General features: G+C 67.4%; 13 protein-coding genes. 11 read left to right on the forward strand and 2 right to left on the reverse strand.

All coding sequences use genetic code 11. The features are described from left to right. Position 1 precedes the first annotated feature (1 nt). The 11 genes from nusA (at position 2) to pnp (ending at position 12,330) form a co-directional block, all read left to right on the forward strand. Positions 2-1,732 (forward strand): transcription termination factor NusA, encoded by a 1,731-nt coding sequence (gene nusA / locus ACTIEF_RS03845; RefSeq protein WP_439470874.1) that lies wholly within the window; start codon positions 2-4, stop codon positions 1,730-1,732. 18 nt (positions 1,733-1,750) lie between these two features. Further along, the gene (locus ACTIEF_RS03850) at positions 1,751-2,419 is read left to right on the forward strand and encodes an RNA-binding protein (RefSeq protein ID WP_439470875.1); all 669 of its coding nucleotides are present in this window, start codon (positions 1,751-1,753) and stop codon (positions 2,417-2,419) included. Between the two features lie 89 nt (positions 2,420-2,508). Beyond that, positions 2,509-5,562, forward strand: a complete 3,054-nt coding sequence (gene infB / locus ACTIEF_RS03855) for a translation initiation factor IF-2 (protein WP_439470876.1) — start codon at positions 2,509-2,511, stop codon at positions 5,560-5,562. 82 nt (positions 5,563-5,644) lie between these two features. Then, complete coding sequence (locus ACTIEF_RS03860; protein ID WP_439470877.1) at positions 5,645-6,157, forward strand: hypothetical protein; 513 nt, start codon at positions 5,645-5,647, stop codon at positions 6,155-6,157. A 40-nt stretch (positions 6,158-6,197) separates the two neighbouring features. Beyond that, positions 6,198-6,878, forward strand: coding sequence for a hypothetical protein (locus ACTIEF_RS03865; protein WP_439470878.1), 681 nt, complete (start codon positions 6,198-6,200; stop codon positions 6,876-6,878). Further along, positions 6,875-7,573 carry a DUF2459 domain-containing protein gene (locus ACTIEF_RS03870; RefSeq protein WP_439470879.1) on the forward strand — a complete coding sequence of 233 codons (699 nt, stop codon included), beginning with the start codon at positions 6,875-6,877 and terminating at the stop codon, positions 7,571-7,573. Before ACTIEF_RS03865 ends, ACTIEF_RS03870 begins: the two co-directional genes overlap by 4 nt. A 23-nt stretch (positions 7,574-7,596) precedes the next feature. Further along, entirely contained in the window at positions 7,597-8,067 is a 471-nt protein-coding gene (locus tag ACTIEF_RS03875) for a hypothetical protein (protein ID WP_439470880.1), read from the forward strand. A 65-nt stretch (positions 8,068-8,132) separates the two neighbouring features. After that, positions 8,133-8,585, forward strand: coding sequence for a 30S ribosome-binding factor RbfA (gene rbfA, locus ACTIEF_RS03880; RefSeq protein ID WP_439470881.1), 453 nt, complete (start codon positions 8,133-8,135; stop codon positions 8,583-8,585). Between the two features lie 43 nt (positions 8,586-8,628). Next, positions 8,629-9,561 carry a tRNA pseudouridine(55) synthase TruB gene (gene truB, locus ACTIEF_RS03885; RefSeq protein ID WP_439470882.1) on the forward strand — a complete coding sequence of 311 codons (933 nt, stop codon included), beginning with the start codon at positions 8,629-8,631 and terminating at the stop codon, positions 9,559-9,561. A 35-nt stretch (positions 9,562-9,596) separates the two neighbouring features. Then, positions 9,597-9,866 carry a 30S ribosomal protein S15 gene (gene rpsO / locus ACTIEF_RS03890; protein WP_376859363.1) on the forward strand — a complete coding sequence of 90 codons (270 nt, stop codon included), beginning with the start codon at positions 9,597-9,599 and terminating at the stop codon, positions 9,864-9,866. Positions 9,867-10,101: 235 nt separating this feature from the next. Further along, positions 10,102-12,330: a polyribonucleotide nucleotidyltransferase gene (gene pnp, locus ACTIEF_RS03895; RefSeq protein WP_439470883.1), complete on the forward strand. Its 2,229-nt coding sequence runs from the start codon at positions 10,102-10,104 to the stop codon at positions 12,328-12,330. A gap of 304 nt (positions 12,331-12,634) precedes the next feature. On the opposite strand, the gene ACTIEF_RS03900 is transcribed toward pnp, so the two are convergent. After that, a complete protein-coding gene (locus ACTIEF_RS03900; protein WP_439470884.1) occupies positions 12,635-12,880 on the reverse strand; it encodes a hypothetical protein in 246 nt (81 codons plus the stop codon). Between the two features lie 337 nt (positions 12,881-13,217). Further along, positions 13,218-13,865: an MAE_28990/MAE_18760 family HEPN-like nuclease gene (locus ACTIEF_RS03905; RefSeq protein WP_439470885.1), complete on the reverse strand. Its 648-nt coding sequence runs from the start codon at positions 13,863-13,865 to the stop codon at positions 13,218-13,220. Position 13,866: the final 1 nt, after the last annotated feature.

Here is a 13,866-nt window from a genome sequence, read left to right on the forward strand (position 1 = left end):
CATGGCTGTTGGCGTTTCCGCGAACCGTCTCGAACTGCTGCACATCGCCGATGCGGTGGCGCGCGAGAAGAACATCGACAAGGAGATCGTCATCGAGGCGATCGAGGAAGCGATCCAGAAGGGCGCCAAGGCCCGTTACGGCGCGCACCACGACATCCGCGCCAAGATCGATCACAAGACCGGCGAACTGGCCCTGACCCGTCACGTCACCATCGTCGCCGACGACTGGCAGCCGGAAGACGAGCTGGAAGAGTTCAACGACAGCGCCATGGTGCGCCTGACCGACGCCTCGAAGCGCGATCCGGAAGCCGAGGTCGGCAAGGAGTACATCGAGAACCTGCCGCCGTTCGAGTTCGGCCGCGTGCAGACCCAGATGGCCCGCCAGGTCGTGACCGGGAAGGTCCGCGAGGCCGAGCGCGCCAACCAGTACGAAGAGTTCAAGGACCGCGTCGGCGAGATCGTCAACGGCACCGTCAAGCGCGTCGAATACGGCAACACCATCGTCGATCTGGGTCGTGGCGAAGGCATCATGCGCCGCAACGACTCGATCCCGCGCGAAGCCTTCAACATCGGCGACCGCATCCGCACCTACATCTACGACGTCCGCCCCGAGGCGAAGGGCCCGCAGGTCATGCTGTCGCGCTCGCACCCAGGCTTCATGGCCAAGCTGTTCGCGCAGGAAGTGCCGGAAGTGTATGACGGCGTGATCGAGATCCGCGCCGCCGCCCGCGACGCCGGTTCGCGCGCCAAGATGGCCGTGCTGTCGAACGACTCCTCCATCGATCCAGTCGGCGCCTGCGTCGGCATGCGCGGCTCGCGCGTTCAGGCGGTCGTCGCCGAACTGCAGGGCGAGAAGATCGACATTATCCAGTGGAACAACGACGAGCCGACGTTCATCGTGAACGCCCTGGCCCCGGCCGAGGTGTCGAAGGTGGTGCTGGACGAGGAAGCCGACCGCGTTGAGGTCGTGGTGCCCGACGAACAGTTGTCGCTGGCCATCGGCCGCCGCGGCCAGAACGTCCGCCTGGCCTCGCAACTGACCGGCTGGCAGATCGACATCATCACCGAGTCGCAGGACTCGGAGCGTCGCCAGCGCGAATTCACCGAGCGCACCGCCCTGTTCCAGGAAGCCCTGGACGTGGACGAAGTCATCGCCCAGCTGCTGGTCACAGAAGGCTTCGCCACGGTGGAAGATCTGGCCTTCGTGGAAGCTTACGAAATCTCGGAGATCGAGGGCTTCGACGAGGACACCGCCGAAGAACTGCAGACCCGCGCCCGCGAGTTCCTGGACCGCAAGGCCGCCGAGCTGGACGCCAAGCGCACGGAACTGGGCGTCGAGGACGGCGTGCTGGAAGTGCCCGGCGTGACCCTGGCCATGGCCGTGGCCCTGGGCGAGGGCGGCGTGAAGACCGTCGAGGACCTGGCTGACCTGGCCACCGACGAAATCCGCGGCGGCTATGAAGTCCGCAACGGCGAGCGCGTGAAGGTTCCGGGCGTCCTGGAAAGCTTCAACCTGGCGCAGGAAGACGCCGAGCTGCTGATCCTGCAGGCCCGCGTGGCCGCCGGCTGGATCGACGCCTCGGAACTGCCGCAGCCGGAGCCCGAGCCGGAATACGAGGAAGAATACGCTGAAGGCGAATACGACGCCGACGCCGTGTTCTCTAACACCCCATCGGACGAAGCGTCCGAAGAGGCTCCGGCGGACGACGCCGACCAGCCCGAAAACGCGTGATGGGAGCCCCCGCCGTCCATGAGCTTGCGCGACGCAACGATCGATAGGGAACGCCGGGACCTGGTGACACACCAGGCCATGGATGAGTCTCGTCTGATCCGTTTCGTCGCCGCTCCGGACGGCGGGGTCGCCCCCGACCTGGCCCGCAAGCTGCCGGGCCGCGGCCTCTGGGTCGCCGCTGACCGCGCCTCCATCCAGACGGCGGTGAAGAAGAACCTGTTCAGCCGCGCGGCGAAGGCCCCGCTGAAACCCGCCGCCGATCTGGCCGATCTGGTGGAATCCCTGCTTGTGAAACGCTGTCTGGAGCAACTGGGTCTTGCCCGGCGCGAAGGTGCGCTTATCTCTGGCTTCGAAAAGTCGGCCGCCGCGATCCGCTCCGGAAAGGCCGCATGGATCGTCGAGGCGGCGGACGGGTCCGCCGACGGACGCGGCAAGCTTCTGGCCCTCGCGAAACACCAGACGCCGCCCCCCAAAGTGTGCGGGGCTTTCGGCGCGGACGATTTGGGTTTGGCCCTTGGGCTGGAAAATGCGATACACGCCGTCCTGCTAGAGGGCGGGCGGGCCGATCGCTGGACCTTCGAGGTCGAGAGACTGGCGGGATTTCGACCGTTGACGCCCCCGCAGTGGGGCGACGAGGCGGCTGAGGCCCCGGATGAAAATTCAGACGGGCGGGGTTCCGCTCCCTGACGGGGGCGGCGTTCCGCACGGCTTTTTGTGTTTGACGATCAAGTTTGGAATGGGCCCGGGACACTCCCGAGCCAAAGTAAAGCGACCGGATGACTGACGAGAACGACAAGACCAACGACGGCAAGACGCCCCCTTCGACCCCCGCGTCGACGACCGGGCCGCGCGCGCCGCTGAGCCTGAAGCCCCGGACGGCGGGATCGGTTTCGACCGGCACCGTGCGCCAGAGCTTCAGCCACGGCCGCACCAAGACCGTGGTGGTCGAAACCAAGCGCCGCGTGGGCGCGACGCCGGGCGGACATCAGCGTCCGCAAGGCTTCGACGTCGCTCGCCCGGCTGCTCCGGCTCCCGCCGCGCCCCACGCGCCGCGCCCGACCGTCTCGTCGGACGGCGGCCTGTCGGCCTCCGAGCAGGAAGCCCGTCGCCGCGCCATCGAGCTGGCCACCCAGCAGAACGCCGAGCGTGAACGCGCCGCCGCCGAGGAACGCGCCCGCAAGGACGCCGCCGCCCGCGAACAGGCCGCCGCCGCCGAGCGCGCCGCCAGCGCCGCCCAGGCTGAAGCCGCGGCCGCCCGCGCCGCCGCCGAGGCCGCCCGCAACGAGGCCGCAAAGCTGGCCGCCGCCGCGCCGGCGCCCGCTCCGGTGAAGCCCAAGCCCGCCGCGCCGGTGGAAGCCGCCGCGCCGACCCCAGCCCCGACGCCCGCTCCGGCTCCGACGCCCGCCCCCGCCGCTCCCGCTGCGCCGGCCCGTTCGGCCGCTCCGGCGCGCCCGGTCGTCAACTTCGGCCAGCGCACGCCCAAGCCGGGCAACCCGCAACGCGCCCCCGCTCCGGGCTTCGGCGGTCGTTCGGCCCGCGAACAGGCCATGGGTGGTGGTGAGCGCAGCTTCACCGACCGTCCGCAGGGCGCAGCCGCCGGCGGCGCCGGTCGTGCGCAAGGCGACCGCCCGCAGGGTGACCGTCCGCAGGGCGCCCGCCCCGCTGGCGCGCGTCCGACCCAGCCCGTCCGCTATTCGGCCCTGGACCCGCGTCCGGCCTCCGGCGCCCGCACCGGCGCTCCGCGCACCGGCCCCGGCGGCCGCGCCGCGCCGAACGCCCCGCCCGCGACGCCTGAAGTCGCCCGTCCCGCCCGCGCCGGCTTCGGCCGTCCCGCCGGGAGCCGCGTCGAGGAAGATCGCGACAAGCGCTTCTCGGACGCCGGTCCGGGCAAGGCCGTCAGCCGCACCCGCGGCGAGCCGAAGCGCCGCGAGGGCCGTCTGACTATCCAGGCCGTGGCCGGTGGCGACGAGGACGCCGCCGAGCGCATGCGCTCGCTGGCCTCGGTTCGCCGGGCCCGCGAACGCGAGAAGGAAAAGCGCAAGGGCGGCTCGACCGATACGCCGAACCGTCCGCGTGAAGTCGTCATCCCGGACACCATCACGGTCGGCGAACTGTCGAACCGTATGGCCGTGCGCGGCGTCGACATCGTCAAGTTCCTGATGCGTCAGGGCCTGATGCTGAAGATCAACGACGTGATCGACTCCGACACCGCCGAACTGGTGGCCGAAGAGTACGGCATGGCCGTCAAGCGCGTGTCGGAATCCGACGTTGAGGAAGGCTTCATCGCCGAGGCCGACGACGAGGGCGCCACCGAGACCCGTGCCCCGGTCGTGGCCATCATGGGCCACGTCGACCACGGCAAGACCTCGCTGCTGGACGCGCTGCGCACCACGGACGTGGCGGGCGGCGAAGCCGGCGGCATCACCCAACACATCGGCGCCTATCAGGTGCGACTGGAAGACGGCCAACGCGTCACCTTCCTGGACACCCCGGGCCACGCCGCCTTCTCGGCGATGCGGGCGCGCGGCGCCAACGTCACCGACATCGTGGTGCTGGTCGTGGCCGCCGACGACGGCGTCATGCCGCAGACGGTCGAAGCCATCCAGCACGCCAAGGCGGCCAACGCGCCCCTGATCGTGGCGGTCAACAAGATCGACAAGCCGGACGCCAACTCGCAGAAGGTCGTCAACGAACTGCTGCAGTACGAGGTCATCTCGGAAGCTCTGGGCGGCGACACCCAGATCATCGAGGTCTCGGCCAAGGAACGCCTGAACCTGGACGGCCTGCTTGAGGCCATCCTGGTCCAGGCCGAAGTCATGGACCTGCGCGCCAACCCCGACCGTTCGGCCGAGGGCGTGGTCATCGAAGCCAAGCTGGACAAGGGCCGCGGCCCGGTCGCGACCGTCCTGGTCAAGCGCGGCACGCTGAAGCGCGGCGACATCGTCGTGGCCGGTTCGTCGTGGGGGAAGGTTCGCGCCCTGCTGAACGAGCGCAACGAGCAACTGACCGAAGCCGGTCCGTCGGTTCCGGTCGAAATCCTGGGTCTGGATGAAGCTCCCTCGCCCGGCGACGTGCTGGCCGTGGTGGAAAGCGAAGCCCGCGCCCGCGAGCTGACCGACTATCGCGAGCGCGTGCGCCGTGAGAAGGCGATCGGCGGCGGCAACCAGGTTTCGCTGGTCGACATGATGGCCAAGCTGGGTTCGAAGAAGATCAGCGAGCTGCCGGTCGTCATCAAGTCGGACGTGCAGGGTTCGGGCGAAGCCATCGCCGGATCGCTGGAGAAGATGGGCAACGACGAGGTGCGCGCGCGCGTCGTCATGCAGGGCGCCGGCGGGATCACCGAGAGCGACGTGCAACTGGCCAAGTCGGCCGGCGCGCCAATCCTCGGCTTCAACGTCCGTGCGTCGAAGCAGGCCCGCGACCTCGCCGACCGCGAGGGCGTCGAGATCCGCTACTACTCCATCATCTACGACCTGCTGGACGACATGAAGGGCGTGCTCTCGGGCATGCTGGCGCCGCTGCAGCGCGAAACCTTCCTGGGCAACGCCCAGGTGCTGCAGGTCTTCGACATCTCCAAGACCGGCAAGATCGCCGGTTGCCGGGTCACCGAAGGCGTGGTCCGCAAGGGCGCCAAGGTCCGCATCATCCGCGACGACGTGGTGGTGCTGGAACTGGGCACCCTGCAGACGCTCAAGCGCTTCAAGGACGAGGTCAACGAAGTTCCGTCGGGCCAGGAGTGCGGCATGCACTTCCAGGGCTTCCAGGACATCAAGACCGGCGACTACATCGAGTGCTTCACGGTCGAAGAGATCAAGCGCACACTCGACTAGGTTGCTTTTGCCTCTCGGGCATAAGGGAAAGGCGGCGCCGTGGCGTCGCCTTTTCGCCATCCGGATCAAGGATCACTTCCTCATGCGCCGTTTCGTGATCACCCTGCTGAGCGTTTCCGCCGTCGCCGGTCCGGCTGCGGCCGAGACCCGATACATGGCCTATGACGCCTCGGACCGGATCACCCAGGCGATGACGCGGGGCATCACGCTGGAGGGCGACCGGGGCCTGTTCGGCGCCATCACGGTGCGCCGGATCATCTCGACGTCCAGCCGGGGCTCGGCCAGCATCCGCATCGGCGGACCGGACGCGGCGCGACGCGCCCTGCCCGAGGGCGCGACCGAGACCATCCTCTATACGGTGTCGCCGGAAGGCGACGGACGCGGCCTGTCCCGGGCCCTGTGCCCCGGCGCGGACGAAGCCTTCCTGATCCTGGGCCGGGTGCGGCTGGGTCGCCCGCTGACGGCGCAGGCCATCGGTCGGTGGACGGACGGCGCCTACCGCCATTGCGTGACGCTGTCCTACAGCTGGCGCGGCGAATGGGCTGTCCCGCCGGGCGCCGCTCTGGACGATTCCGCAACCCCTGTCGGGCGATAGGCCTTTCCCGCCCGAGGCAGGCCCGGCTAGGGTCGGGCGAATGACCGCCGCTACCGTCACCAGATCGAAAGGCCGGACGAACCGGGGCCTGAAAGGGCTCGCCGGAGCGCTGGGCTTTGTCTGTCTGGTGCTGTTCCTGCTGGCCATCGAACAGAAGCAGGCGGTCGAGGCCTGGAACGCCGTGCGCGACGGGGCCGTGCCCGCCGTCAGTCGCATCTTCCAATGGGCCGCCGACGGCGCCTCTGACGGACTGGACGAACTGAAGACCGCCGCCGAGGGGACGGACGGGCCGCTGGCCGCGACGCCGAACGTCGTGGTGCTGGCCGGAGAGTTCGGCCCCGCAGACGACGCCGCGCGCGAAACGACGGGAGCCGCCGGCTTCATCGGCGCCGCGATCCGGCTGGAGCGGGGCGAGACCTTCCGGACCCGCCCCCTGCGCATCGCCGCCGGACGTGACGTCTTCAACGCTCGGGGCGAGACCTTCGCGAACCGACTGAACGCCCGGAGCGACGCCCAGATCGAACTGCGCGCCGTCCTGCCCGCGCCCGGTCAGACGGCGGTCGCCGCCTCGCCCCTGTGCGGCGGCGCGCGGCCCGGCTTGATCGCCCTGCTGCACCGCCGGGACCGAGTCGAGATGATGATCTTCCGTGAACGGATCAACATCGGTCCCGATGCGGCGCCGGACGCCCTGTGCGGGGCCTGGAGCTATCGCGCCCGATGAGCAGACGCCGCGAGAAGACGGTGCTGGGCCCGATGATCATCGCGGGCGTGGTCGGGGCCTTGGCCGCCCTGTGGACCTGGACAGCGCCGGGCGATCCGGCGCTCTGGCCGGGAGCGACCGAGGGGCCGGGCGTCGAGATCAGCCTGCTGGACAATGGCTTCCACACAGACTTGGCCGTGCCCCGCGCGGCTCTGGAGGCGCGGGGCGGGCCGCTGGCCGAGGCGGTGAAGGGCCTGCCGCCGGGCAACTGGATCCTGATCGGCTGGGGCGACGCCAAATTCTATGTCGACCAGAGCCCGATCAGCGACCGCCTGCCGGACGGCGCCCGCGCCTTCTTCCGCCCCGGCAATCCGTCTGTGATCATGCTGGACCCGACCCAGCGCGACCCGCGCCAGACCTTCGCCGAGGAGGGCCGCCGCGACTTCCGCCTGTCCGATGCCGCCTTCGCGGCCATGGCCGCCCATGTCGAGGCCTCGCTGGACCTGTCGAGCGGCGCGCCGCGTCTCGCCGCCGCCCGCGCGGGCGACGGCGCCCGCTTCTTCGCCAGCCGGGAGCATTTCGGGATCGGCCACCTGTGCAACCACTGGACGGCGGGCGCGCTGAACGCGGCGGGCATGGAGACACGCCCGGTGCAGGCGATCCTGTCGTCGGAGGTGGTGGCGACGGTGGACAGGGCGAACGCAACCCGACGTTAGCGCCTGATCTGCAAGGATGCGGCATGTCTCGCCCCTTGCGTCGCGTCACCCGCCAACCCGTTCTTGCCTCGTTCCTGAGCGTCATCGCCGCCTGCGTGGGCGGTACGGGGGGCTTCCTCCTGACGGCCGGACTGCGGAGCGGTGACAGCACCCCCCTGATCATGGCCATGCCGATGGCGCTGCTCTTCTCGCCTGTCGGAATTTTGATCGGCGCACTGCCCGCCACAGGCCTGCTGCTCGTTCTGGTCTGGCCGTCGCTATTGCTGTTCAATCGGGGCCTGGGGCTTACCGGCCGCGCCGCCGTCGGCCTCGTCTGGCTACTGTTCATGGGACTTCTGGGGCTGCTCGCCCTGATGCCCTCAGGCGGCGAACAGCCATCGTGGCAGTTCATGCTGACCCCGCTCTTCGGAATCTCCTTCGGCGCCATGGTGATGGCCTGCTTCGCCCAGGGGGCGGCAGACGCTGAACTGGACATCGCCTGGCAGCAGGACTAGACCCCGCCCCTTCGCTTTTTCAGCCGGGTCCGAGCCCCGGCGGGCGACAGGAGAAGGAGGCCCCGATGGCCCGCAAACAACATACCCGCAACGCCTCCGGCCCGCAGGGACCGTCGCAGCGCCAACTGCGCGCCGGCGAACTGATCCGTCACGCCCTGGTCGAGGTTCTGCGCGAGGAAGATATCCACGACGAGGCCATGCAGGGCGTCTCGGTGACCATCACCGAGGTGCGCCTGTCGCCAGACCTGAAACACGCTACCTGCTTCGTCGAGCCGCTGGGCGCGGGCGTCGCCGACGCGCCGAACGCCGGCCATGTGGAAGAGATCATCAAGGCGCTGAACGCCCACGCCAAATTCCTGCGCGGCGTGCTGGGCAAGCATATCGACATGAAGTTCACGCCAGACCTGCGCTTCCGCCACGACGACAGCTTCGACGCCGCCAGCCATATGGACCGGCTGTTCAACGACCCCCGCGTCCGCGCCGATCTGGAGCGGTCGGACGAGGACGAAGACCAGTGATGGCCCGGCCTCAAGTCGCGCCAGGCGCGGTAGGCCAAGCGTAATGGGTCGTCGCAAGAGAGGCGAGATCGTCAACGGCTGGGTCTGCCTCGACAAGCCCTATGAGATGGGATCGACCGAGGCGGTCACCCGCATCCGTCGCCTGTTCGACGCCCAGAAGGCCGGGCATGCGGGGACGCTGGACCCGCTGGCCTCCGGCATCCTGCCCATCGCGCTCGGAGAGGCGACCAAGACCGTGCCCTTCATGATGGAGGCGCAGAAGGTCTATCGCTTCACCATCCACTGGGGCGTCTCGACCGACAGCATAGACCGCGAAGGCGAGATCATCGCCCGCTCGGACGTGCGCCCGACGGTGGAGGCGGTGAAGGCCGCCCTGCCCGCCTTCGTGGGCGAGATCGATCAGGTCCCGCCCGCCTTCTCGGCCATCAAGGTGGACGGCCAGCGCGCCTATGATCTGGCCCGCGAGGGGGTGGAAGTCGAGCTGAAGGCCCGCCGGGTGACCATCCATGAGGCGGCGGTGACCGACGCCCCGGACGCGGACCACATCGAGATCACCATGCGGACCGGCAAGGGCGTCTATGTCCGCTCGCTGGCCCGCGACCTGGCCGCGGTGCTGGGCGCCGAGGGTCATGTGTCGGCCCTGCGGCGCGAACGGGTGGGTCCGTTCAACCTGCAAAACTCCGTCACGCTGGATTCTCTCGAGGAAATGGTGCATAGGGGCGCCGCCTCGGAAGGCTTGCTTCCCGTCGCGACCGCCCTGGACGACATCCCGGAGCTGGCCGTGACGGATCAGGACGCCTTCTCGCTTCGGCAGGGACGGCCGATCGTTCTGCTCCCCAGACAGGTCGAAACGCTCAAGGGTCAGCTGCAAGGCGATGCCCGGACCGTTTCGGTTTTCCTGGGCCAGACCCTCGTCGCTCTCGGTCAGTTGCGGGCCGGTCGGGTTGAACCTGACCGTGTTTTCAATCTCCCCTGACCTCGCTGTCGGGGGCTCCAGCAAGGAGAACCACGATGTCGATCACTGCCGAGCGTAAAGCTCAGGTCATCGCCGATAACGCCCGCGCTGACGGCGACACCGGTTCGGCCGAGGTCCAGGTCGCGATCCTCTCGGAACGCATCGCAAACCTCACCGAGCACTTCAAGACCCACAAGAAGGACAACCACTCGCGTCGCGGCCTGCTGAAGCTGGTTTCGCAACGCCGTCGTCTTCTGGATCACCTGAACAAGACCGACAATGCGCGCTACGTCGCCATCGTCGCCAAGCTGGGCCTGCGCCGCTAAGGCAAGGCTTCGGAGGGCCCGCCCCGCGCGGGCCCTTCTGCTATTCGCCCGGGCGCCGCGGGCGGGACTCATTCGTCCCACATGTACCGGCGCAGACGCCGAGGGCCTCGAACCGGTCCTCAACTCACCCGCCCGGGCTTCAATACGGAACCCCGGGTCCACAGGGACCGAAGGACTGAACCCCTGACGCTCCGCCCCGCCGGGAATACGCCCGCCGGGATTCGAAAGACGAAATATGTTCGATATCAAACGCAAGACGATCGACTGGGCCGGTCGCCCATTGACGCTGGAAACCGGCCGCATCGCCCGCCAGGCCGACGGCGCCGTGCTGGCGACCTACGGCGAGACCGTGGTTCTGGCCACCGTCGTCTACGGTCGCGCCCCCAAGCCGGGCCTGGATTTCTTCCCGCTGACCGTCAACTATCAGGAAAAGACCTTCGCCGCCGGCAAGATCCCGGGTGGCTACTTCAAGCGTGAAGGCCGTCCGACCGAGAAGGAGACCCTGGTCTCCCGCCTGATCGACCGTCCGATCCGCCCGCTGTTCGTCAAGGGCTTCAAGAACGAGACCCAGGTCGTCGTGACCGTGCTGCAGCACGACCTCGAGAACGATCCGGACGTGCTGGCCATGGTCGCCACCTCGGCCGCCCTGACCATCTCGGGCGTGCCCTTCATGGGCCCGATCGCCGGCGCCCGCGTCGGCTACATCGACGGTGAGCTGGTCCTGAACCCGACCATCGAGCAGCTGAACGACTCGGCGCTGGACCTGGTCGTCGCCGGCACCGCCGACGCCCTGATGATGGTGGAATCGGAAGCCAAGGAACTGTCGGAAGACAAGTTCCTGGAAGCCCTGATGTTCGCCCACAAGGGCATGCAGCCGGTCATCGATGCGATCATCGAACTGGCCGAGCACGCCGCCAAGGAGCCCTTCGACTTCCAGGCCGAAGACCACTCGGACGTCGTCACGGCGATCCAGGGTCTGGTCGGCGAGGACATCAAGGCCGCCTACACCCACACCGCCAAGCATGACCGACACAACGCTGTCGGCGCCGCCAAGAAGAAGGCCGCCGAAGCGCTGGTGAAGACCGAAGAGAACCCGGACGGCGTCGAGTCGGCCAAGTTCGCCACGGCCTTCAAGGAATGCGAAGCCCACGTCCTGCGTCGCGACATCATCGACAACGGTCACCGCGTCGACGGCCGCGCCCTCGACAAGGTCCGCTCGATCGTCTCGGAAGTCGGCGTCTTCCCGCGCACCCACGGTTCGGCCCTGTTCACCCGCGGTGAAACGCAAGCCATCGTGGTCGCCACCCTGGGCACCGGCGAGGACGAGCAGTACATCGACGCCCTGACCGGGACCTACAAAGAGAAGTTCCTGCTTCACTACAACTTCCCTCCCTACTCGGTCGGTGAAACCGGTCGCATGGGCGGCGCGGGTCGTCGTGAAATCGGTCACGGCAAGCTGGCCTGGCGGGCGATCCGCCCGATGCTGCCGTCGTCGGACGAGTTCCCCTACACCATCCGTCTGGTCTCCGAGATCACCGAGTCGAACGGCTCGTCCTCGATGGCCACGGTCTGCGGTTCGTCGCTGGCCCTGATGGACGCGGGCGTTCCGCTGAAGAAGCCGGTCTCGGGCATCGCCATGGGCCTGATCCTGGAGCCGTCGGGCGAGTTCGCCATCCTGTCGGACATCCTGGGTGACGAAGATCACTTGGGCGACATGGACTTCAAGGTCGCCGGCACCCGTGACGGCATCACCTCGCTGCAGATGGACATCAAGGTCGCCGGCATCACCGAAGAGATCATGAAGAAGGCCATCGCCCAGGCTTCGGCCGGCCGCCTTCACATCCTCGACGAGATGGACAAGGCCATCGACGGCGCCCGCACCGAGCTGGGTGAGTTCGCGCCGAAGATCGAGACCATCAAGGTCCCGGTCGACAAGATCCGCGAAGTGATCGGCACCGGCGGCAAGGTGATCCGCGAGATCGTCGAAAAGACCGGCGCCAAGATCAACATCGAGGACGACGGCACGGTGAAGATCGCCGCCTCGGAACAGGACAAGATCGACGCCGCCAAGGCCTGGATCTCGTCGATCGTCTCGGAGCCGGAAATCGGCACGATCTACACCGGCAAGGTCGTGAAGGTCGTCGACTTCGGCGCCTTCGTGAACTTCTTCGGCGCCAAGGACGGTCTGGTCCACGTGTCGCAGATGGCTCTGGAGCGCGTCGCCAACCCGGCCGACGTCGTTTCGGAAGGCCAGGAGGTCAAGGTCAAATTCCTGGGCCTGGACGACCGCGGCAAGACCAAGCTGTCGATGAAGGTCGTTGATCAGGCCACAGGTGAAGACCTGACGGACAAGATCAACGCCGAGCGCGCCGAGCGTGGCGAAGCCCCGCTGGCCGACGACACCGGCGGCCGTCCGAAGCGTGAAGGCGGCGGCGGTGACCGCGGCCGTCGTCGCCGGGACTAATCCTCCCGCGCATCAGCGCTGACTGAATGAGGCCCCGGCGGAAACGCCGGGGCCTTTTTCATGGGCGGTTTGGCGGTGAGGGAGGCCGCTCTAATATTTTTTGAGTGCACAAAAGTGGACATTTGAGCGGGCGAAAACACCGTCCACTTTGTCCACATCGTCCACTTCGTCCACTTTCGCGGAAGGCGACATAGCCCTGTACGCCGGGGACTGGGACGTCCACGGCGAGGGCGGCTGGAGATGTCAAAGACCGGCAGCCAGACAGTCTGGCATGGCGGTGCGTCATTATTGGTCGTAGGGCCGATCAGTTCGGATAGAGGGCCGCGCAGTCGGCGCGGACCCAGGCCGCGCACTGCTCGAAGGCGATGCCCTCGGGCGTGTCGGGGTTGGGGCGGTAGATGTTCCCGTTCCCGTCACGCGGATAGCAGGCCTGCAGCCCCTGCTGGACGCACTGGCGATACTGCGGATTGGTCTGGGACGCGACGGCCCCGCCGAGCGACGGCGCGGCGGTCAGCAGGACGGCGGCGGATGCGGCGAGCAGGATCTTCATGGGAACCTCCGGTGGGTTGGAGAGCGAAGGTTCGCGCGGAAGTTGGCGCGGCGCAAGCGGGACGGCTGTGTGCCGCGCTCACCGGCGCCTATCGTCTGCCGGCGTCACAGGCTGATCGTCGAGACCGACGCGCCGTTCCACGATGCGGCCCGGGGACGCCGTCCGCGACGGGCGACTGACGCACAGGACTTCCGGTGCTGCGATCTCCGAACCAGCAGATCGAACTTTGCGACTGGGGAGTAGTCGGCACCATCATCGATGGCCGCGCAACCGCGATGATCCTTCTCAACGGCTGCGGGAGAATCATATCTTCTTGAGATAGATTACTGAAAGGCCTCTAGACGGCTAAAAACTCTCGGTTTGTCGCCGCTGTGATCAACCTATCCTTAAACGACCTCATCAACTCGGTGAACTCAAGCCGGAGTTCCTCAAAGGCATCCTCAGTGATCGGGACACTTTCACCATGAGCGATATGATTTCTCTTATCGCAAAGGTGGTCGTTGAGCTTAGTCTTCGTAGTCATTTCGAGGAAGTCCGGCACTGCTAGACCTTCAACAATCTCCTGAAGCACCTCATACCTCAGATTAGATTTGGTGTTCACCATGACATTTGGGTTCGCACGTGTGCGAACTGTTTTCACGCGCTCCGCAAATTCAATGGCGGCTTGAGGCGTGAAACTGCTGGACCCCCCACCCGCGCCCCGAAACCGGGGCTCTAGATATGCGTACGCCAGTGCTGGCTTCAGAGATATTGCCAGCGGGCGCCGGTCATATACGAAGGCTAAGTAACGGTCAGCTGACCGTTTTATGTATCCCTCCCAATGTGCGTACAGCATCGGAAGAGCCGCCCGAAGCGCCGAACTGCGGGCTACGCCAGCAGCGCTCTTCTCGATCATGCTCTTGAGAGCCGATATCTCCTTAATTCTCCAAGTCAGGTCTTCGGTCAGGAGAATTTCGAGATCATCAGCAGAAGGGATGAAAGCCATT

Origin of the sequence: Brevundimonas sp. (assembly GCF_051858995.1) — a bacterium.
Classification (GTDB): Bacteria; Pseudomonadota; Alphaproteobacteria; order Caulobacterales; family Caulobacteraceae; genus Brevundimonas.